We start from the raw sequence: 19,793 nt of genomic DNA, 5'->3' as shown, positions 1-19,793 counted from the left end.
CGTCGCGGTCTGACGTCGTGGTCTGACGGCGTGGGTCAGCGCAGCGACCGCAACCAGGTCAGCGTGCTGGCCCACGCCTGCGACGCGGGGTCGATGAGGGTGAAGTGGTCACCCTCGACCTCGAGGAGGCTCGCCTCACCGCCGGTGGCCCGTGCCGCGTCGACGTACGTGCGCGACTGGGTCAGCGGCACGTCGACGTCGTCGACGGCATGGATGCACCAGACGGGGACGTCGAGGGGGACCTGCGCGAGCGGGTCGACCTCCGCGTCCGCCGGCCCCGGCGGGTGGCCGAGGAACCGCTCGACCGCGCCGCCGCCCAGGCCGTCGCGGTGCGCCGCCCGCAGGTCCAGGACCCCGGCCTGCGCCACCACGTGCGTCAGGCCCACGCCCTGGCCGCCGGCCCACACCGCGAGGTGAGCGCCGGCCGAGTGGCCGATCGCGACGCGCGGTCCGGGCAGGTCCGGGCAGGCGCGGATCGCGTCGGCCACGTCGGTGAGCGTCGCCGCCGCGCCCGCACCTCGCCGGTACTCCACCGCCCAGACCGCCCAGCCCTCCGCCGCGAGGCTCGGGACGAGCGGCCGGGCGTACTCGATGCCGTACTCCGGCTTCCAGAACCCGCCGTGGACGACGACCGCGACACCACGCGGCTCGCCGTCGGGCAGGGTCAGCTCGGCGAGCTGCGCCGGGTCGGCGCCGTAGGTGTGGCGGGTGGGCACGGCGTCAGGATCGCATGGAGACGCCCTCGCGCCAGTAGCCCATGAAGGCGACCTGGCGCCGGTCCAGCCCGAGGTCGTTGACCAGCTTGCGCCGCAGGCCGGTCACGACCTTGGACTCGCCGGCGATCCACGCGTAGAGCCCGGCGTACGGCGCGTCCCCGGTCGGCACTGCGGTCGCTGCGGCCACCTCCTCGCCGGAGGAGGAGTGCACCGGCGTCTCCCACAGGTCCGGGTCGATCTCGTCGTCGCTCACGACGACGGCCTCGGTGGGCGCGGTGCCGGTCAGGTGGTCGAGGACCGCGGCGTGCAGCCGCTCGCCGCGCGGGGTGCCGTTGCGCGGCAGCCAGGTGACCTGCACGCCGGCGGGGGAGGTGATCTCCTGGACGTCGGCGCCGACCGGCACCTCGACGTACGCCGCCCCGGTGGCGTCGGCCGGCAGGTCCCGGAGCACTCCCCGGATCGCCGGGACGGCGGTCTCGTCGCCGACGAGCAGCAACCGGGTCGCCGTGCCGGGGGACCACTCGATGCCCCCGAACTCGTGACCCCTGCGCGGCGCGAGCACCACCAGCCGCTGCCCCGGCGCGGCCTGCAGGGCCCAGCGGTTGCCGGCGCCGTCGAGCACGTCGTCGCCGTGGGCGTCGCCCTCGTGGACGACGATGTCGACGACGAGGCGGGTGTCGACGCCCTCGCCCACCCGGTCGCGGATCGTGTAGGTCCGCAGGGAGCCGCGCTCGTCCTCGGGGATCTCCGTCCAGGTGGTCCACCACGACTCGTCCGCCCCGGCGAAGGACGGCAGCGTGCCCGCCGCGTTGGGGAAGATCAGCTTGATCCGCTGGTCGTACACCGGCCCGTCCGGGCCCAGGTCGGCCAGCGCCGCGCCCCCGAGCTCGATCCGCACGAACGACGGCGAGACCCGCTCGGCCCGCACCACTTCGAGCTCGGTGAGGAGCAGGGGCAGCGTGGCGACGTACTCGTTCTGGTCGACGGTCATGAGGTCAGGCTAACCTAACCTGCATGAACGGCGTCCACCGTCAGATCTGCGTGCGGTGGAAGTTCTGGAACGAGCGCGACGGCGTGGGGCCGCGCTGGCCCTGGTAGCGCGAGCCGTACCTCTCCGAGCCGTAGGGGTGCTCGCTCGGCGAGGAGAGCCGGAAGAAGCAGAACTGGCCGATCTTCATGCCGGGGTAGAGCTTGATCGGCAGGGTCGCCACGTTGGCGAGCTCGAGCGTCACGTGCCCGGAGAACCCGGGGTCCACGAAGCCGGCGGTGGCGTGGGTGAGCAGGCCGAGCCGGCCCAGCGACGACTTGCCCTCGACGCGCGCGGCGATGTCGTCGGGCAGCGTCACGACCTCGTACGTCGACCCGAGCACGAACTCGCCCGGGTGCAGGATGAACGGCTCGTCACCCTCCGGCTCCACCACGCGGGTGAGGTCGGACTGGTCCGCGGCCGGGTCGATCGAGGGGTACTTGTGGTTGTCGAAGACCCGGAAGAACCGGTCGAGGCGAAAGTCCACCGACGACGGCTGCATCAGCCCCGGGTCGTACGGTTCCAGGGCGATCCGTCCGGCGTCGATCTCGGCGGTGATGTCGCGGTCGCTGAGCAGCACGCCCCGCACCCTACCGGCCCGACCTGCCGACGAGTGGCGGCGATCACGAGCGCAGAATGCTCAGATGACCTTCCGGAAGTACGTCGCCCTCGGCGACTCGTTCACCGAAGGGGTCGGTGACCCCGACCCGGCGCGTCCCAACGGCCTGCGGGGATGGGCCGACCGCACCGCCGAGGCGCTCGCCACGGCCGCCTCGGCCGACGGCGCCGACTTCGGCTACGCCAATCTCGCCATCCGTGGCCGCAAGCTGCCCGCGATCATCGACGAGCAGGTCGACGCCGCGATCGCGCTCGGCCCTGACCTGGTCAGCATCCACGGCGGCGGCAACGACGTGCTGCGACCCAAGGTCGACATCGACGCCCTCGCCGCGTCGTACGACGAGGCGGTCGGGCGACTCGCCGCCAGCGGTGCGCACGTCGTCATGTTCACGATCGCCGATCCCGGCCTCAACGGCGTGATCAAGGTGATCCGCGGCCGGACCGCGATCTTCAACGAGTGGGTCCGCGAGATCGCCGAGAAGCACGAGGCCACCCTGGTCGACATGTGGCGGATGCGCGGCTGGACGGTCGCCGAGGTGATGGACGAGGACCGCCTCCACCTCAATGCGGTCGGTCACCAGATGATCGCCATCGCCGCCCTCGACGCGCTCGGCATCGCCCACGACCTGCAGCCGATCCCGCCCGTCCCGGCACCCGTCCTGAGCGCCCGCGAGCAGCGTGCCGCCACGCTCGCCTGGGCCCGCACCCACCTCGCGCCGTGGGTCCAGCGCCGGGTCACCGGCCGCTCGTCCGGCGACGGGGTGGAGCCGAAGCGCAGCACCTTCCAGCCCATCGGGTAGCATCCTCATCGCTCCGGTTCTCCGGGGTCTGCGGACGTAGCTCAGTTGGTAGAGCGTCAGCTTCCCAAGCTGAATGTCGCGAGTTCGAACCTCGTCGTCCGCTCCAGATCCGGCCCTCAGCCGGTCGTGCGACGCCCGCGGAGGAAGTACACCACCGGCAGCACGCCGGCGGAGTTCACGAAGGTCAGCGCGAGCGTCCACCTCCGCTTCGACCCGTTGACCTCGTCCTCCTCGCGGCCCCGGAGGTCGGCGAGCGCGGCCGCCTTGAGCGCACCGTCGACCACGCTGCCGATCAGGATGACCTTCCGGGTGCGGGGGCTGAGGTCCTTCCAGCGCTTCCTGGCCATGTCTCTCCTCGGGTCGGGGTTGAATGGGTCCATGGTGCACTCGGAGCCGCCGCCGTTCACGTTCACCCCGCGCGCCCGGCGCCGCACCGGCCCGGTCGTCGCGGCCGTGCTCATGGCCGTGGGCAGCGCCTGGGCCGGCTACGGCCTGGGCCTGACGATCATCGACGCCAACGACGACGCCCCTGCGGCCTACGTCGCCCAGGGTGCCGCCGCGGCCGGCACCCTCGGTGGCCTGCTGATCGCCGTGGTCGGGTCCGTCGGCTGGCTCTTCATGATGGACCGCTTCCCACGCGCCCTCAGCAGCTGGCACGCCGGCGGCCTGCTGCTCCTGTGCTCGGCGCCCGGCCTCGTCGTCGCGACCCGCGAGCTCGGCGCCGGCGGCTGGTACGACGTCGCGGCGGCCGGCCTGGCCGCCGCCGGGCTCCTTGCCCTGATCGGTGGGTCGCTGCTGGCCGCCCGGCGGCGACTGCGCTGGCTCGACGAGCTGCGGCTGATCGCAGAGGGCACGCCGACCGCCGGGACGGTCGTCGACTCGGGGATCGACCCGTACGACTTCGAGGACGCGTCCAACCTGATCACCACGACCACCTTCAGGTTCTTCGGGACCGACGGCACGCCGTACCTGCTCCGCCAGCGGGTCACCATCCCCGCCGCCGCCCCGATCGTCGAGGGGCAGCGCACGACCGTCTGGTACGACTCCGCGGACCCGCTCGACGAGAAGCGGATCGTGGTCGCGATGGTCCATGCGCTGCGCTGGAACGTGCCGGTCCCGCGCGCGGAGGCCCCGGCGCCGGTCGTACCCTCCTGACGTGGACTTCACCGGCTTTCCCGTCGCTGCCCTCGACTTCTACGACGACCTCGAGGTCGACAACACCAAGTCCTTCTGGGAGGCCCACAAGGCCGTCTACACCGACAGCGTGAAGGCGCCGATGGTCGCGCTGACGGACGCACTCGCCCAGGAGTTCGGCGCCGCGAAGGTGTTCCGGCCCTACCGCGACGTCCGGTTCGCGAAGGACAAGACGCCCTACAAGACGCACCAGGGCGCCTTCGTCGGCGTCGGTCCCGCCTCCGGGTGGTACGTCGAGGTCGCGGCCCCCGGCGTCCGCGTCGGCGGTGGGATCTACGAGGCCTCGGGCGCGCACCTGGCTCGGATGCGCGAGGCGATGGCCGAGGAGAAGACCGGCAGGCTGCTGCAGCGGATCCTGCGCGACCTCGAGCGCGGCGGGTTCGAGGTCACCGGGCAGCGGCTCAAGACGGTGCCGCGGGGCTACGACAAGGAGCACCCGCGCATCGAGCTGCTCAAGATGAAGACCGTGCTCGGGATGCGGTCCTACGGCTTCGAGCCGTTCGTGCACACCGCCGAGCTGCTCGACCGCGTGCGCGAGGACTGGCGCCGGCTGCGCCCCCTCGTCACCTGGGTCGCCGACGCGATCGCCGAGTAGCGTGCGGCCCGTTACTCATCTTGGCCCGGGGGATTGCTCAACCGGCTCCGGAGCCCTTCTGCGCGGCGGTACGACGGACCTAGCGTCCTCGCCGTGCCTTCCGTCGTTCGCCCCTTCGCGCTCTTCGTCCTGACCCTGCTGCTGGTCCCCCTGAGTGCCGTGGTCACGGCGGCGCCGGCTTCCGCGGACACGCCGTTCACGGTGAACAGTTCGCTCGACGCCCCCGATGCCGCGCTGAACGGGACCTGTGCCACGGCGGGTGGGGTGTGCACGCTGCGGGCCGCGCTGCAAGAGGCCGCCTCCGCTGGTGGGACGGTCGTGCGCATCACGATCGACCTCCCGGCCGACACCACGATCACCCTCGGCAACCACGTGTCGATCCCACCCAACACCACCGTCGACGGGTGCGCCGACGATGCGAGCCGGCCGTGCGTGACCCTGTCGGGTGACTTCGCCGGTGCACCGGTCCGCGTCTCCGGCCAGGGCGCGGCGCTGCGGAACGTGGCGGTCGTCAGCTCGGAGAGCGCGTCGGTCGGCATCGCCCTGAGCGGGGCCGACACGACGCTGTCGCAGGTCTGGGTCGGCATGACGACCCTCGGCGTCGCCCACCCCTTGTCGATCGGGGTGCGGGTGACCGGTGATCGTGCGTCGATCGGCAGCGAGTACGACGAGTTCCGCACGACGATCGTCAACGCCGCGACCGGCATCGAGGTCTCGGGGGCCGACTACGTCGCGGTGAACGCGACCAACCTCGGACTCAACGCCGACGGCGCGCCCGGACAGCAGAACGGCCACGACGTGGCCGGCGGCCAGGTCGGCATCCTGGTCGCCGAGAACGGCGCCGACGTGCCCCAGAGCGTCAACATCGGCAACACGCTCAGTGCCGGACAGCACGCGACCCCGGCCTGCGACGGAGTCTGCAATGCGATCGGCCAGATGAGCCAGGCCGGTATCCGGGTGGCGCCCGGCGCCGTGGGCGCAAGCGTCTACGTCAACGGCAGCTACCTCGGTCTGGCGAGCGACGGCACGACCCCCGCCGCCGCGCCCGGAGCAGTCGGCATCGATGCCGGGCCCGGATTCGTGCAGGCGGGGACGAACGGGCCGGCCTCGCGCAACGTGATCGCCGGCGGTGCCTACGGCGTACGACAGACGGGCCCGGAGGGGTCCGTCTCGATCCAGGAGACGCTGATCGGGACCGACGCCACGGGAGCGATCGCCCTCGCACCGACCGTGGTGGGCATCGCGGCCGACGGTGACTACGCAGGGGTGTCCTCCAGCCGCATCGTCGTCGCGAGCGACGCGACCGGCGTCGTGCTCAACGGGGACGAGGGGACCGTCACCGGCAACGTCTTCGGACTGCTGGCCGACGGCACGGCCGCTCCGATGGCGCACGCGGTGAGGGTGGTCGGCGATCGGAGCGACATCGGGTCGACGGTCGTCGAGGACCGTAACGTCATCTGCAGCGCCAGCGGCGCGGCCGTCGTCATCGCCGGTGGCGACCGCACCACCGTCAGCCGCAACCGGATCGGCGTGGACGAGGTGGGCGCCGCCTGCACCGGCCAGCGCGCCAACGGCTCGGGCGTCGTGGTCAAGGACGTCGGCGGTGACGTCGCGACCCGCAACAGCATCGGGAGTGTGCTCGGCAGCGGGAACACCGTCTCCAACAGCCTGCACAACGCGATCACGATCGCCTCGACCGGTCACAACAAGGCTCTTCACAACACAGGCTCCGGCAACGCCGGGCTGATGCTCGACGTCGGCGGGCTGAGCGCCGGGAAGCCCGACGACGGCGACGGCCCGGGCAACCCGGCGGAGGAGAACGGCAACGTCTCCACGCCGCAGGTCCAGGTCGCCCGCGACGCACTGGTGAGCGGTGACGGTGGCGGCGCGGGTGACTACGTCTACCTGTACGCGACCGACAGCGCGGCGGGGACGGCGCCGCACGGAGTCGGTGCCCTGCTCGGCCAGAGCCAGGTCAAGGGCGACGGCAACGGGCTGTGGACGATCACGCCCGCCGCGCCGATCTCCCCTGGCACCCGCGTGGCCGTCGTCTCCGAGAGCCGCTCGCCGGACACCGGCGACGCGGTCAGCGAGTTCTCGACGGTGGTCACCGTCGTCGCGACGCCCGGTGGGCCGGGCACGACCACTCCGCTCACCGTCGCGGGCAGCCCGACGCTCAAGGGCAGGGCGAGGGTCGGCAAGAGGCTCAAGGTCGTCATCCCCGCCTCCGCCCCGACCGGAGCCGTGGTGAGCGTGCAGTGGCTGGTGGGCAGGCGCGTGATCGCCGGCGCGACCGGGCCCGCGCTCAAGCTGGGCGGCCGCCACCTGGGCAGGAAGGTCAGCGCGAGGGTGACCTGGACGCTGCCGGGGTCGGCGCCCGTCGTCCTGACCACGGCGCGGATCCGGGTCAAGCGGTGACCTCGGCGGCTCAGACCCGGCGCAGGAAGGCGGCGAGGTTGTCCGTCAGCCGCGCCACCTGCTGCTCGAGGGGCAGCGACTCCGGCAGCCGGCCCTGGTCGCTGACCTTCTTGCCTCGCACGTAGAGCGAGCACTGCAGGTCGGCACACATGTAGGTGCCGACGGAGTCGCCGTTCTGCCCGGCCTTCCCGGACCGCGGCGCCACCATCAGCACGACCCCGCCCGAGCCGTGCGGCGTCAGGCACAGCGCGCACAGGTTCTTGCGCGGCACGCCGGCGCTGCCGTCGGTCGCCCGCAGGACGATGCCGTACGGCGATCCGTCGACCTCCGCGACGACGTACCCGCGCACCCGCGACTGCGGGTCGCGCCAGCCGAGGAAGTCGAGGTTCTCCCACGGCTGGGCAGGCAGGTCGCGGGGGACCGGCAGCCGCTTGGCCTCACCCTTCGAGCAGTTCACGAAGGAGGCGCGGATCTGTTGCTCGGTGAGGGGTTCCACGTCGGTCCACCCTACGAACCCACGCCACCCATTTACGCGCGCCGGATCAGGCGGAGGTGAAGCTCGCCATCGTGCGGTCCGGCTCCCAGAACGCCTTCATCGACCTCACCCGGCCGTCGTCGTCGACGACGTACACCATGATCAGGTCGGTCGTCGTGTGCGAGCCGTCGGCGAAGGACGTCTTGATCCGCCCGATGTTGGCGCAGGTGTTGCTGCCCGGGTTGGCGAACGAGTCGTTGATCTGGAACTCGAAGGTGTCGATCGGCGCGATCGCCTTCTCCCAGAAGGCCGAGATGCCGGCGTGGCCGTGGTGGCCCTTGCCCTCGGGGTCGAACATCGACGGGCCGACCGGGTCCTCGAGCACCGCGTCCTCGGCGTACACCGTCAGCCACTCGGCCAGGTCGCCCTTGGCCACGGCGGAGTAGGACCGCTGGGACGCCGCGCGGGCCGGGTGCGGGTCGTTGGGGGCGTTCCAGGCGATCGCGTCGGAGGTGATCATGCGGTCATGGTAGGCCGAATCTAGAACCTGTTCTACCCCTTCGGATGGACCGCTGCACGTCACCGCGGGTTCACGGACCGCTCATCGTGGCCTGTCAGCGTGGCGGCATGGCGAAGAAGCAGAAGGCCTGGATCCATGTCGGCATGCCGGGCGCCGGCGACGTCGTGGAGCTCGCCCTCGCGCACCACCACGCGGCCCTCGTCGAGCTCGGCGTCGCCTCCCTGGCCCAGTCCACCGCCGAGAGCTTCCGGGCCGCTGTCGAGATGACCCGCTCCCACAAGGACTGGGGCCTCAAGCGCGCCGACGTCGAGGGCCAGTGGACGCGCCTGGTCCGCCGGGCGAGCAAGAGCAGGTGCGACCTCGTCTTCAGCCAGTCGCTCCTGGCTGCTGCCACCGCCGAGCAGGTCGCGCTGCTCGTCGACGCCCTCGCCGGCCACCAGGTCAACATCGTCGTGACCACGGGCCTCGACGACGAGGCCGCCGCCGTCGCCCAGTGGCAGGCGGCGTGCCGCAAGCCCGAGCGCCTGCACGTCATCGAGACCGACGGGCTCGAGCCGGCTCAGGTCTGGAAGGCGTTCGGCAAGCTCGTCGGCTTCGGTACGGCATCCCTCGGCCTCACCGGGCTCCCGAGCGCGTCCGCCGCGCTGCAGACGCTGCCCGAGGCGCTGCGGGAGGTCGAGCGGCTGGCTCGGCGCAACGCGTCGCTGGAGGTGCGGCTCGAGGAGCTGGACCGGAAGCGGCGCAAGCTCAAGCGGAGGTTGCACAGCGCGGCATGAGCCCCGGACGGGCTGAGGGCTGGACGGGTCCGAGGGCTGGGTGGGCGCGGGGTTGATGCGCTGCGTGAGCGACTCACGGTGTTGGTTTGGCGCTCGCTTCGCTCGCGCATGTCGGGCGCCCACTTGACGCGTGATCTTCCCTCGCTGCGCTCGCTTCCTCGCTAGCGCTCGGTCGCTCGCTCCGCTCGGTCCAGATCACGCGGGGCGCCCGACGGGATCCAGCCGAATGACGCTCGTCCGCGCAGGACAATCAGCCGAGCCCCGTCGCGCGCGCCGCGTTGCCTGGACGGAGCGGAGCGAGCGCCAGCGGGCGCAGCGGAGGAAGGCGACGCGCACAAGCGCGCGCGACATGCCGGAGCGAAGCGACGGCCAAACTAGTGCGGTGCCCAGGCGTCGTCGTCCGCCGTGCGGCTGGTGACGGCGTCGGGGAGGTGCCCGTCGGCGAGCTGCTGGATCGACACGTCCTCGAAGACCTCGCGCAGCGCGCGGCGGGCGGCGATCCAGACGTGCTGGAGGACCTCGGCGGCCTCGTTGTAGTTGACCGCCTCGGGGCGCAGTCCGTAGACGGAGACGAGCGGGCCGTCGACGGCGCGGATCACGTCGGCGACCGAGACGGAGGTGGCCTCGCGGGCCATCCGCCAGCCGCCGGACTGGCCGCGCTGGGACATCACGATGCCGGCGCGGCGCAGGTCGGCGAGGATCGCCTGGAGGAAGCCGTGGGGGATGTCCTGGAGGCGTCCGAGCTCCTCCGCGCTGACGGCTCGCCCGTCGGACCTGCTCGCCATGGCGATCAGGGCCCGCAGTGCGTAGTCGGACTTGGCGGAGACGCGCATGGGGTCAGTCTGTCAGATTGCTCGATCTATTCAGTCGACCTAGGGGTGGATCGGTGTGAGCGATCCCGCTACCCCGGTGCTTGCCCGCTGCTAGCACCCCCCGTATCATGAAGTTACTGGTGAGTAGCAGTGCTCATGACGAGCACGGCGAAGCCACTCCATGAATCCCTGGAAACTGGAAACGGTGGGAACTGTGAGCCACTACAAGAGCAACCTGCGCGACATCGAGTTCAACCTCTTCGAGCTCTTCAACGTGCAGGACTACCTCGGCACGGGCATCTACGAGGAGATGGACGCCGACACCGCGCGCGAGATCCTCTCCGAGGTCGAGCGCATCGCGCGCGAGGACCTGGCGGCGTCGTTCGTCGACTCCGACCGGAACCCGCCGGTGTTCGACCCCAAGACGAACACCGCGCCGGTCCCCGCGTCGTTCAAGAAGTCGTACGACACCTGGATGGAGTCCGGCTTCTGGGGCCTGGGCCTGCCGGAGGAGATCGGTGGCACCACCGCGCCGCCGTCGCTGGTGTGGACCACCGGCGAGATGGTGCTCGGCGCGCAGGCGCCGATCTGGATGTACTGCACCGGCCCCTCGATGGGCTCGGTCGTCTTCAAGAACGCCAACGGCGTGGCCCGCGACATCCGCATCGCCGAGATCATGGTCGAGCGCCTGTGGGGCGCCACCATGGTGCTCACCGAGCCCGACGCGGGTTCGGACGTGGGTGCCGGCAAGACCTTCGCCACGCCCAACGAGGACGGCTCCTGGAACATCTCCGGCGTCAAGCGCTTCATCACCAGCGCCGAGTCGGACCTGCAGGAGAACATCATGCACCTGGTCCTCGCCCGCCCGAAGGGCGTCGAGGGCGTGGGTGGCCCGGGCACCAAGGGCCTGAGCCTCTTCCTCGTGCCGAAGTACCACTTCGACCACCAGACCGGCGAGCTGACCGGCGAGCGCAACGGCGTCTACGTCACCAACGTCGAGCACAAGATGGGCATCAAGGTGTCCAACACCTGCGAGCTCACCTTCGGCGACCCGCAGGTCGGCGGCGGCGAGCCCGCCAAGGGCTGGCTGCTCGGCGAGGTGCACGACGGCATCCGCCAGATGTTCGACGTCATCGAGAACGCCCGCATGATGGTGGGGACCAAGGCCATCGCGACCCTGTCGACCGGCTACCTCAACGCGCTCGAGTTCGCCAAGGAGCGCGTCCAGGGCTCCGACCTCACCCAGTCCGCCGACAAGGCCGCGCCGCGGGTGACGATCACGCACCACCCCGACGTCCGCCGCTCGCTGATGACCCAGAAGTCGTTCGCCGAGGCGATGCGCTCGCTGGTCGTGTTCACGGCCACCTGGCAGGACAAGGTCCAGCTCGCCAAGGCCGCGGGGGAGCGCAACGAGCTCGCCGAGGCCGTCAACGACCTGCTGCTCCCGATCGTCAAGGGCTACGGCTCGGAGCGCTCGTGGGTCCTGCTCGGCACCGAGTCGCTGCAGACCTTCGGTGGTTCGGGCTTCCTGCAGGAGTACCCGATCGAGCAGTACGTCCGCGACGCGAAGATCGACACCCTCTACGAGGGCACCACCGCGATCCAGGGCCAGGACTTCTTCTTCCGCAAGATCGTCAAGGACCAGGGCAAGGCGCTGGGCCACATCGCGGGCGAGATCAAGGCGTTCATCGAGTCGGAGGCCGGCAACGGTCGCCTCAAGAACGAGCGCGAGCTGCTCGCCAACGCGCTCGCCGACGCCGAGGCCATGGTCAGCCTGATGATCAACGACCTCATGTCCGCCCAGGACGAGATCAAGAACATCTACAAGGTCGGCCTCAACACCACGCGCCTGCTGATGGCGCTCGGTGACGTGGTCTGCGCCTGGCTGCTGCTGCGCGGCGCCGAGGTCGCGCTGGCCAAGCTCGACGGCGGAGCCGGCAACGACCAGGCCTACTACGAGGGCAAGGTCGCCGCAGCCCAGTGGTTCGCTCAGCTCAACCTGCCGCGCCTCTCGGCCGAGCTCAAGATCGCCCAGGCGACCGGCCTGGACGTGATGGACCTCGACGAGGCCGCGTTCTGATTGCACGCAGACTCACCGCCGACGGCCGCTCCGGGATTCCGGGGCGGCCGTCGTCGTACGTCGGGCCACGGCAGGGCGCGGCGGTCGCTTAAGGTCTGCGGGTGCCCCGTACCGCTCCACGCCTCGCCTGCTGCCTCGCCGTCCTCGCTGCGCTGGTGCTCGCCCTGTGCGGTACGCCGGCCCGCGCCGACGACCGGGAGTACCCCGAGCCGTTCTTCAACGGCAACGTCGGCGACCCGAGCGTGGTGATGGTCGGCAAGCGGATGGTCGTGGTCGCGACCGGGCCGCAGATCAACCGCGCCTACAAGGACCCCGGCCACCCGTGGCGCTACCAGCAGCCGGTGCTCACGCACCGCCCGAAGTGGGCGATCGCGGAGGGCGGCATCTGGGCCGCGGACATCGCGAAGGTCGGCCGGAAGTGGCTGCTCTACTACGCCGTCCCGGTCGCCGGGCTCGGCGACTTCGGCCGCTGCATCGGCGTCGCCGTGGCGAAGAAGGCGCTCGACCCGTTCAAGCCGGTCGGGGGGAGGCCGCTGGTGTGCCCGTCGCAGGCGCTGGTGCCGCCCGCCCAGGACCCCGTCGTCACGCCGGACCTGCCGAGCCGCGGCGTCATCGACCCGTCGCTCTACCGTGAGGGCAAGCAGACCTACCTGCTCTACAAGACCGACGGAAAGCCGTCGTCGATCCGGTTGCTGCCGCTGAGCCGGAGCGGCCTCCGGGTGCGCACCGGGCAGGACCCGGCGAACCCGAGCGCCGAGCTGGTCCGCTCCACCGGGGTCATCGAGAACCCCGTCCTGACGCGGCATGCGGGCATCTACTACCTGTTCGCGTCCGAGGGCGACTTCGCCCGGTGCTCGTACGCCGAGACCTGGCGCCAGTCCGCGTCGATGACCGACTGGTCCCTCTCCGCCCCCACGGTGCTGCTCGACAGCACCATCACCCAGGGCCTCTGCGGGCCGGCCGGTGGCGACATCGTCAAGCACCGAGGCCGGACCACCCTCTACTTCCACGGCTGGGTGCGGTTGCACTCGTCGAAGCCGAAGGGCGTGAACTACTGGGCGTGGAACGGCGGCGAGCAGTACGGCCGGCGGGCGATGTACGGCGCGCGGCTGACGTTCCCGGGCGGCGTGCCGACGGTGAAGAGGTACCTCTCGCGCACCGGCGTCCCGCAGCGCGTTCCCACGCCGTACTGACCGCGGCCTCGATAGGGTCGGCGACATGAGCGACCGCGAGCTGCTGGCCGGCTACGTCGAGAACTGGTGGAGCGCAGTCGGAGACCTCGTCGCCCTGCTCGAGGAGCTCGGCCCCGACGACTGGAGCACGCCGACCGACCTCGCCGGCTGGGACGTCAAGGCGGTCGCCTCGCACACCGCGCACCTCGAGTCCATCCTCGCCGGCGGACCCGACGAGACGGCCGACATCGGCGAGCCCGCGCACGTCACCAGCCCGATGGGCCAGTTCACCGAGATCGGCGTCGTCACCCGCCGCGGCCGCGAGCCGGCCTCGATCATCGAGGAGATCCGTACGACGACCGCCCGGCGCCGCGCAGCACTGGACGCCGCGCCGCCGGAGGACGCCACGGCGCCGGCCGACGGCATCTTCGGCCTGATCGGGTGGAACACCCGGACCCTGCTGCGCAACCGGCCGCTCGACGTGTGGATGCACGAGCAGGACATCCGCCGCGCGGTCGGCCGCCCCGGCGGCCTCGACAGCCCCGGCGCCCAGCACACCGCCGACTACCTCGTCGAGGCGTTCGGCTTCGTCGTCGGCAAGCGCGTCGCCCCGCCCGCCGGCACGACGGCCGTGCTCGCCGTCGAGGGCAGCACGCCGATCGCCGTCGAGGTGGGCGAGGACGGACGTGCCCAGCCTCTGGCCGCCGTGCCGGACGAGCCGAACGTCACCGTCGCCATGGATCGCGAGAGCTTCATCGTGCTGGCCGGCGGCCGTCGTGCTGCCGCGCCGGGGGCCGTGAAGGTCTCGGGTGACCAGGAGCTGGGGCAGCGGATCGTCGCCAGCCTCGCCACGACGCCGTAGGGGATCTCGATGTCTGACTGGAACGTCGCCGACCTGCCCGACCAGACCGGCCGCACCATCGTCGTCACCGGCCCGACCCTCGGCGGGCTCGGCCACCACACGGCCCTGGAGCTTGCCCGCCGTGGCGGCCGGGTGATCCTCGCCGGGCGCAACCCGGCGAAGGTCGAGGAGACCGTCGCCGCGATCCGGGCCGAGGCCCCCGACGCGCAGCTCGAGGCGCTGCACCTCGACCTGGCCAGCCTCAGCTCGGTCCGCGCGGCTGCGGCCGCCGCCGCGCAGGTCGGACCGATCGACGTACTGGTCAACAACGCCGGTGTGATGGGCACGAAGTACTCCCGCACCGCCGACGGACTCGAGCTGCAGATGGCCACCAACCACTTCGGGCCGTTCCTGCTGACCGGCCTGCTGCTGCCGCAGCTCGTCCAGAGCGAGGACGGACGCGTCGTCACGGTGTCCTCGCTTTTCCACACCTTCGCCGGGAAGGCGCCGCTCGGGCCGCCGCGCGAGCAGACCGGTCGCTACAGCACGTGGCGGGTCTACGGGCAGACGAAGCTCGCCAACCTCTACTTCACCGCCGAGCTGGACCGCCGCCTGCGCGCCGCCGACCTCCCCGTCCGTGCCCTCGCCGCCCATCCCGGCTTCGCCGGCACCCACCTGGCCGCCAACGGCCAGTACGGCCGCTCCTCCGGCGGCATCGCCTCGATCCTCGACGCCGGTGTGAGGGCCGTGTCCCAGACCGCCGCGGCCGGCGCCTGGCCCTCGCTCATGGCCGCCACCGCCGACCTGCCCGGCAACACCTTCGTCGGCCCGGGCGGCTTCCGCCAGCTCTCCGGAAGGCCCCGCACGGTCGGCCGGAGCCGGCTGGCGCGCAACGACGAGAACGCGCGGCGCCTGTGGGAGATCAGCGAGCAGACCGTCGACCTGAGGTACCCGTGACGGACGACGGGGCGAACCGCTACTTCCCGGAGCGCCACCCCCACGTCCTGGCGACGCTGATCCGGGAGTCCCGGTTCAGGCCGGTGCGCTTCGTGACCGGCTACGACATGCGCGAGGTCGACGACCTCCTCGACCGGCTCGTGGACGCGCTGTCCGCGGGCCGACCGGTCCGACCGCTCGTCGCGTCCGCCACCTTCGCCACCACCCGTCTGCGGGAGGGCTACAGCCAGGTGGACGTCGACACCCTCCTGGCCGAGGTCGCCCGCCGCGCCGAGGCCTGAGCGCCGTACCGCTTTCTTTGCCGAGGAACGGGACCTTCGCCCCTCCCGGCCATCTCGACCATGCCCGACGCTGGCCGGGTGACCGGTGACTCCGCGCTGCGTGCGCGCCTTGCGCTGACCACGGAGACGATCGCCTGGGGCGTGCTGTACGCCGGCGCGATGCTGGTCGGACGTCTCAGCCGGGTGGACACCGAGCTCGCCCTGGTGTGGCCCGCGGCGGGGGTGTCGGTGGTGTGGTTCCTGCGCGCCGGCGCCGGGCGCCGACGTGGGCTGGCGGTCGCGGTGCTCGGCGCGGTGACCGGGACGGTCAACTGGGTGACCGGCGTGGAGCCACTCGGTTCGTGGCTCTTCGCCGGCGTCAACGTTGTCCACGGCCTGGTCGGTGTTGCCGTGCTCGGCAGGCTGGCCGGATGGCGCACCGCGCGCCCGATGGCCTCGCTCTCCGACGTCGCGGCACTGCTGTGTGCGTCGACGGCGAGCGCGGGGGTGAGTGCCTTCCTGGGCGGTGTGGTCGCCGCGGCGCGGTTCGGTACCGAGGTCTGGGACGGGATCGGCCTGATCGGTGCGCGCAACGGCATCAGCACCTTCGTGGTCGCGTCCGCATTGCTGGCCGTCCCCCGGCTCCGCGCCAGCGGCAGCCGTGCGCACCGGGCCGGTTCCGCGGTCCTCGTGCTGACCGTGCTCGCCGGATCGCTCGCGCTGGTCCTGGTGCGGTGGCCGGTCGCGTTCGCGTTGATCCCGCTGACCGTGGCGGCGGCGCTGCGGTGCGGGCCCGCCGTGACCAGCGTCATCGCGGCAGCCCAGGGCGTGCTCGTCGTCGTTGCCACGCGCGCCGGCCACGGGCCGTTCTCGCTGATCCCGCGGGTTGAACCGCGTATCCTGGAGGCCCAGGCCCTCATCCTCGTCCTCGCCCTCGTCGGAGCCGTGGTGGCTCTCGCCCTTCAGGAGCGGTCCGAAGCCCTCGTCGCGAGTCGTCGCGACCGAGACCGGCTCCAGGCCCACATGGACGCCGCCCTGGTCGCCAACGCGCACGTCGTGGCCACCGGCTCGACGTCCCCCGAGGTCTTGGACGTGAACGGCGCGATGATGGCGTTGACCGGTCGGAGCCGCGCGCAGCTGGTGGGGACGGACCCGTGCACCTGGCTGACGGACGCGTCGGCATCGCTGCTCGCGGCGGGAGTCGACGAGCTCGCCTCCGGTGCGCACACCGGCTGGCGCGGCGAGCTCCAGCTCGCCGACGCCTGGGGTTCGGCCTGGGTCGACGCGGCGCTGTCCGCGGTCGGGGCGACCGGGCACCCGGCCCGGCCTGAGCTCAGCCTGCAGATGGTCGACATGACGGTCCAGAAGGCGGCCGAGGAGCGGTTGGCGACGATCGCGCTGCACGATGAGCTGACGGGGCTGCCCAACCGGGTCCTGTGGGCGGACCGGCTGAAGGTCGCCCTCGCCGAGGCGGAGCGCAGCAGGTTCGTCGTCGGCGTCCTGTACGTCGACGTGGATCACTTCAAGGAGGTCAACGACCGTCACGGCCACGACGTGGGCGACGACCTGCTGCGCGAGATCGCACACCGCCTCTCGAGCGTGGTGCGTCCGCACGACACGGTGGCTCGCATCGGCGGGGACGAGTTCGTCGTGCTGTGCCCCCGCCTGCAGACCACCGCCGACGGGCTCGGTCTCGCCGCCCGCATCCAGCAGGTGATGGTGGCCCCGGTGCAGGCCGGGACCTGGCGGCTCACGCCGACGGTGAGCGTGGGTGTCACCTTCGCTGAGGGCGACGAGGATCCTCGGGTGGTCCTGCGGCGCGCCGACACCGCCCTGTACACCGCGAAGGACCGCGGCCGCGCCAGGTTCGAGGTCTACCGCCCCGACCTGGAGGCCGAGCTCGAGCGGTCCGCGCAGGTGCTCGACCGTCTCAACGAGGCCTACCGCGACGGGGAGCTGCGGGTGCACTACCAGCCCGTCGTCGACGCGGGGGCGCGACGGGTCGTCGCCCTCGAGGCCCTGCTTCGCTGGGAGCACCCCGAACGAGGCACCCTCTCCCCGGACGCGTTCTTGGACGTGCTCGAGTCGAGCGACCTGATCCACGGCGTGGGAGCGCTCGTGCTGCGTCAGGCCTGTGACGACGCCGTCGAGCTGCTCGTGCGCGGACATCGCCTGGCCGTGCACGTCAACATCAGCGCACGAGAACTGGCTCGTCTGGGTCTGAGGGGCGATGTCGAGCGGATCCTGGCCGAGACCGGCATGCCGGCCGAGCTCCTGGTCCTGGAGATCACCGAGACCCGTCTGGTCGCGGTGAACGGGTCCCTGCTGCGCGACCTGCGGGCCTTGCGGGCTCTCGGCGTGCGTGTGGCCGTCGACGACTTCGGCACGGGGTACAGCGCGCTGACCCAGCTCGTCGAGCTGCCGGTGGACGTCATCAAGCTGGACAAGGGCTTCGTCAGCGAGATCGCCACCAGTGCGCGCGCCCGCGCGGTGAGCGCCGGTGTCCAGGCCATGGCGGCAGGTCTCGGGGTCGTCACCGTGGCGGAGGGCGTCGAGACGGAGCAACAGGCCGAGGAGCTGGCAGCGCTGGGGTTCGGGCTCTTGCAGGGATTCCTCTTCGGACAGCCGCGTTCGATGGTTGACTGGCTGGAGGAGCTGGCCGCCGGGAGGGGTGGCCCGTGGGAGTTGCGATCCGGGACGCACGGAGGGGGCCGTGGATGAACCGGATCGGCAACCGGCTGGTTGCGCGCGGGCTCGTCGAGCCAGGTGCGCTGGACGACGCGCTCGAGCGGCAGAAGGTCGAGGGTGGCTACCTCGGGGAGTTGCTCCTCGACGCCGGAGCGCTCAGCCGCCAGGCGCTCCACCACGGACTGGCCGAGCAGTGGGGGATGGTCTGGCGTGACCTCGACCGCGAGCCGCCGGATCCGGTGTTGCTCGCCCGGACGGAGATCGACCGGTGCCTGGAGCTGGGGTGGCTCCCCTGCGAGGTCACCGATGACGCCGTGGTGGTCGCGACGACTGTCCAGCCCGGCCCGGACCTGCTCCTCGAGATCGAGGAGGAGTTTCCCGGTCTGTCGGTCCGGCTCGTCGCCTGCACGCGCCGCGACCTCGACCACGTCGCGGCCGGCGTGCGCCGCCGTGGTGCGTCACACGTCCCCCGAGTCGCCACGCGGCAGCGGCGGTGGCTGCGGCCGTGCGCCCGGACCGGCGTGCTGGCTGTCGGACTCGTCTACCTGATGACCTCGGCCCTGGTCGTCCCGCCGGGCCTCCTGAGCTCCCTGATGGCCCTCACCGGTGCGGTCTTCCTCGCAGCCGTGATGGTGCAGTGCGGCGCGGCGATCAGGGCTGCGAGGACTGCCGTGCTGGTGGCCTCCGACCGAGATGTCGACGAGGCCGGTGGTCCCGGACCGGGGGGCGCCGGCGACCTGTTGCTCCCGGTGTACAGCGTCGTCGTCGTGGTGCCGGACGACGAGACCGTCCTCGCCCGCACCCTCGCCGACCTGGCGACGCTCGACTACCCGCGGTTCCGGCTGGACGTCGTGCTCGTGGTGCCCGACAGCGGCCAGGAGGCCGTCCGTCGCTCGGCACCCCCGGACTGGGTGCGCGTGGTCCCCGTGCCGCAGGAGGTGGCGGCGGACCGCGTCCGGGCCTTCGACGAGGGACTGGCGTACGCGCGCGGACGGTACGTCGTCGCCTACGACGTCGACGACGTTCCCGTGCCGGCGCAGCTCCGACAGGCCGTGGCCGTGTTCGAGTCCGACCTCGAGGCCTGCCTGGCCGGTCGCCAGCGACACCCGGTCCTCATGAGGCTCGACGTCACCGACCACGTGTGGCGACACCGACACTCGCTCGCGAGCCTCGCCGACCGGTTCGAGTCCGTGCTGGGGCTCGACCGAGCCCAGCCGTCGGACCGGGAACGGTCCGACACCCGGTCGGAGTGGACGTCGAGCCACTTCAACACGCGCGTGCTGCGCCGACTCGGAGGCTGGTCCGCGATGACTCCGGGCAGCGCCGTCGCGCGGTCGCTGCCCACCGGCCTGCTGCACTCGACGACCTCCCACCGACGGCCGCGCGGGCTGCTCGCCGCCTTCCGCCGACGGGTGCTGGTGGCCGGCGGCCTCCTCGATGCCGCCGCGGCGAGGGTGGCCCTGGCCGTCCGGGCGCCAGCAGAGGGAGCCGCGCGCCCCCGCTCCGGTGCGATCGTGCTCGGCCTGGCCGGGCCGGCTCTCCTGCTGGCCTATCCCCTTGCGCTCGTCGCCGCGACGGCCTTCGTCGTGCGCGCGGGTGAGATGGACGCGGCGACCGCCTGGGCCGGTGCCGGAGGTGTCGTCGCTCTCGTCGTCGGACAGGCGGTGGCTGTCTCGACGGCCGCCCGCCTCGTCGCGCCGCGGCACGGTCGGCGCGCCGCCGTGCAGGCCGTAGCGCTGCCCGTGCTGGGAGTCGTCGCCTCCGTGGCTGCATGGCACGCGCTGCTCGTCGTGCTGTCGAGCCGCCGCGCCGGCTGGTCGGGGTCGCCGACGGCCTGACGGGGC

19 protein-coding genes and 1 tRNA gene are annotated in these 19,793 nt (G+C 72.1%); 13 read left to right on the top strand and 7 right to left on the bottom strand.

All coding sequences use genetic code 11. The annotated features are described in order from the left end of the window. Positions 1 to 35 precede the first annotated feature (35 nt). Genes BJ958_RS16710 through dcd form a run of 3 tightly spaced genes read right to left on the bottom strand, consistent with a single transcriptional unit; the run spans position 36 to position 2,323 of the window. Entirely contained in the window at positions 36 to 716 is a 681-nt protein-coding gene (locus tag BJ958_RS16710; RefSeq protein WP_179728053.1) for a prolyl oligopeptidase family serine peptidase, read from the bottom strand. 4 nt (positions 717 to 720) lie between these two features. Further along, on the bottom strand, positions 721 to 1,707 hold the full coding sequence (locus tag BJ958_RS16705) for a siderophore-interacting protein (protein WP_179728052.1): 987 nt from the start codon (positions 1,705 to 1,707) through the stop codon (positions 721 to 723). Between the two features lie 40 nt (positions 1,708 to 1,747). Continuing rightward, entirely contained in the window at positions 1,748 to 2,323 is a 576-nt protein-coding gene (gene dcd, locus BJ958_RS16700; RefSeq protein ID WP_179728051.1) for a dCTP deaminase, read from the bottom strand. Positions 2,324 to 2,387: 64 nt separating this feature from the next. Between dcd and BJ958_RS16695 the strand changes: the two genes are divergently transcribed. Together BJ958_RS16695 and BJ958_RS16690 are read left to right on the top strand one after the other, a co-directional pair. Next, positions 2,388 to 3,161, top strand: a complete 774-nt coding sequence (locus BJ958_RS16695; RefSeq protein WP_179728050.1) for an SGNH/GDSL hydrolase family protein — start codon at positions 2,388 to 2,390, stop codon at positions 3,159 to 3,161. A 30-nt stretch (positions 3,162 to 3,191) separates the two neighbouring features. Then, positions 3,192 to 3,267: transfer RNA gene (locus tag BJ958_RS16690), tRNA-Gly, on the top strand. 10 nt (positions 3,268 to 3,277) lie between these two features. On the opposite strand, the gene BJ958_RS16685 is transcribed toward BJ958_RS16690, so the two are convergent. Continuing rightward, a complete protein-coding gene (locus tag BJ958_RS16685) occupies positions 3,278 to 3,508 on the bottom strand; it encodes a hypothetical protein (protein ID WP_179728049.1) in 231 nt (76 codons plus the stop codon). A 31-nt stretch (positions 3,509 to 3,539) separates the two neighbouring features. Here BJ958_RS16685 and BJ958_RS16680 point away from each other — a divergent pair, with 31 nt between their 5' ends. The 3 genes from BJ958_RS16680 (at position 3,540) to BJ958_RS16670 (ending at position 7,368) form a co-directional block, all read left to right on the top strand. Further along, a complete protein-coding gene (locus BJ958_RS16680) occupies positions 3,540 to 4,316 on the top strand; it encodes a DUF3592 domain-containing protein (protein ID WP_179728048.1) in 777 nt (258 codons plus the stop codon). Position 4,317: 1 nt separating this feature from the next. After that, entirely contained in the window at positions 4,318 to 4,950 is a 633-nt protein-coding gene (locus tag BJ958_RS16675; protein ID WP_179728047.1) for a TIGR02453 family protein, read from the top strand. Between the two features lie 93 nt (positions 4,951 to 5,043). Further along, positions 5,044 to 7,368, top strand: coding sequence for a hypothetical protein (locus tag BJ958_RS16670; protein ID WP_179728046.1), 2,325 nt, complete (start codon positions 5,044 to 5,046; stop codon positions 7,366 to 7,368). Positions 7,369 to 7,378: 10 nt separating this feature from the next. Here the strand turns inward: BJ958_RS16670 and BJ958_RS16665 are convergent, their stop codons facing one another. Then, on the bottom strand, positions 7,379 to 7,864 hold the full coding sequence (locus BJ958_RS16665; RefSeq protein ID WP_179728045.1) for an FBP domain-containing protein: 486 nt from the start codon (positions 7,862 to 7,864) through the stop codon (positions 7,379 to 7,381). 46 nt (positions 7,865 to 7,910) lie between these two features. After that, positions 7,911 to 8,363, bottom strand: a complete 453-nt coding sequence (locus tag BJ958_RS16660) for a nuclear transport factor 2 family protein (protein WP_179728044.1) — start codon at positions 8,361 to 8,363, stop codon at positions 7,911 to 7,913. Between the two features lie 107 nt (positions 8,364 to 8,470). On the opposite strand from BJ958_RS16660, the gene BJ958_RS16655 reads away from it, so the two are divergent. Next, a complete protein-coding gene (locus BJ958_RS16655; RefSeq protein ID WP_179728043.1) occupies positions 8,471 to 9,139 on the top strand; it encodes a hypothetical protein in 669 nt (222 codons plus the stop codon). Between the two features lie 374 nt (positions 9,140 to 9,513). Here BJ958_RS16655 and BJ958_RS16650 read toward each other — a convergent pair whose 3' ends face one another. Next, entirely contained in the window at positions 9,514 to 9,972 is a 459-nt protein-coding gene (locus tag BJ958_RS16650; RefSeq protein ID WP_179728042.1) for an RrF2 family transcriptional regulator, read from the bottom strand. Between the two features lie 193 nt (positions 9,973 to 10,165). Here BJ958_RS16650 and BJ958_RS16645 point away from each other — a divergent pair, with 193 nt between their 5' ends. The 7 genes from BJ958_RS16645 to BJ958_RS16615 all read left to right on the top strand — a co-directional run bounded on the left by BJ958_RS16645 (position 10,166) and on the right by BJ958_RS16615 (position 19,787). Next, positions 10,166 to 12,031 (top strand): acyl-CoA dehydrogenase C-terminal domain-containing protein, encoded by a 1,866-nt coding sequence (locus BJ958_RS16645; protein ID WP_179728041.1) that lies wholly within the window; start codon positions 10,166 to 10,168, stop codon positions 12,029 to 12,031. A 101-nt stretch (positions 12,032 to 12,132) separates the two neighbouring features. After that, the gene (locus tag BJ958_RS16640) at positions 12,133 to 13,224 is read left to right on the top strand and encodes a family 43 glycosylhydrolase (protein WP_179728040.1); all 1,092 of its coding nucleotides are present in this window, start codon (positions 12,133 to 12,135) and stop codon (positions 13,222 to 13,224) included. 25 nt (positions 13,225 to 13,249) lie between these two features. Beyond that, entirely contained in the window at positions 13,250 to 14,065 is an 816-nt protein-coding gene (locus BJ958_RS16635) for a maleylpyruvate isomerase family mycothiol-dependent enzyme (RefSeq protein ID WP_179728039.1), read from the top strand. Positions 14,066 to 14,074: 9 nt separating this feature from the next. Continuing rightward, positions 14,075 to 15,001 carry an oxidoreductase gene (locus tag BJ958_RS16630; RefSeq protein WP_179728038.1) on the top strand — a complete coding sequence of 309 codons (927 nt, stop codon included), beginning with the start codon at positions 14,075 to 14,077 and terminating at the stop codon, positions 14,999 to 15,001. Next, positions 14,998 to 15,282, top strand: a complete 285-nt coding sequence (locus BJ958_RS16625; RefSeq protein WP_179728037.1) for a DivIVA domain-containing protein — start codon at positions 14,998 to 15,000, stop codon at positions 15,280 to 15,282. Before BJ958_RS16630 ends, BJ958_RS16625 begins: the two co-directional genes overlap by 4 nt. A 78-nt stretch (positions 15,283 to 15,360) precedes the next feature. Further along, positions 15,361 to 17,982 (top strand): EAL domain-containing protein, encoded by a 2,622-nt coding sequence (locus BJ958_RS29110; protein ID WP_179728036.1) that lies wholly within the window; start codon positions 15,361 to 15,363, stop codon positions 17,980 to 17,982. Beyond that, positions 17,979 to 19,787, top strand: coding sequence for a cyclic di-GMP-binding domain-containing protein, MshE-related (locus BJ958_RS16615; protein ID WP_179728035.1), 1,809 nt, complete (start codon positions 17,979 to 17,981; stop codon positions 19,785 to 19,787). Before BJ958_RS29110 ends, BJ958_RS16615 begins: the two co-directional genes overlap by 4 nt. Positions 19,788 to 19,793: the final 6 nt, after the last annotated feature.

This window comes from Nocardioides kongjuensis, from assembly GCF_013409625.1.
GTDB classification, from domain to species: Bacteria; Actinomycetota; Actinomycetes; order Propionibacteriales; family Nocardioidaceae; genus Nocardioides; species Nocardioides kongjuensis.
Note: the sequence above shows the minus strand (reverse complement) of the source record. Positions and strands in the feature narration are given on the sequence as shown.

Bases quoted from the DNA above. Each gene is read 5' to 3' on its own strand.
- BJ958_RS16705 (WP_179728052.1), bottom strand. From the start codon at position 1,707: ATGACCGTCGACCAGAACGAGTACGTCGCCACGCTGCCCCTGCTCCTC.
- BJ958_RS16695 (WP_179728050.1), top strand. From the start codon at position 2,388: ATGACCTTCCGGAAGTACGTCGCCCTCGGCGACTCGTTCACCGAAGGG.
- BJ958_RS16685 (WP_179728049.1), bottom strand. From the start codon at position 3,508: ATGGCCAGGAAGCGCTGGAAGGACCTCAGCCCCCGCACCCGGAAGGTC.
- BJ958_RS16680 (WP_179728048.1), top strand. From the start codon at position 3,540: ATGGTGCACTCGGAGCCGCCGCCGTTCACGTTCACCCCGCGCGCCCGG.
- BJ958_RS16660 (WP_179728044.1), bottom strand. From the start codon at position 8,363: ATGATCACCTCCGACGCGATCGCCTGGAACGCCCCCAACGACCCGCAC.
- BJ958_RS16655 (WP_179728043.1), top strand. From the start codon at position 8,471: ATGGCGAAGAAGCAGAAGGCCTGGATCCATGTCGGCATGCCGGGCGCC.
- BJ958_RS16650 (WP_179728042.1), bottom strand. From the start codon at position 9,972: ATGCGCGTCTCCGCCAAGTCCGACTACGCACTGCGGGCCCTGATCGCC.
- BJ958_RS16635 (WP_179728039.1), top strand. From the start codon at position 13,250: ATGAGCGACCGCGAGCTGCTGGCCGGCTACGTCGAGAACTGGTGGAGC.
- BJ958_RS16630 (WP_179728038.1), top strand. From the start codon at position 14,075: ATGTCTGACTGGAACGTCGCCGACCTGCCCGACCAGACCGGCCGCACC.
- BJ958_RS16615 (WP_179728035.1), top strand. From the start codon at position 17,979: ATGAACCGGATCGGCAACCGGCTGGTTGCGCGCGGGCTCGTCGAGCCA.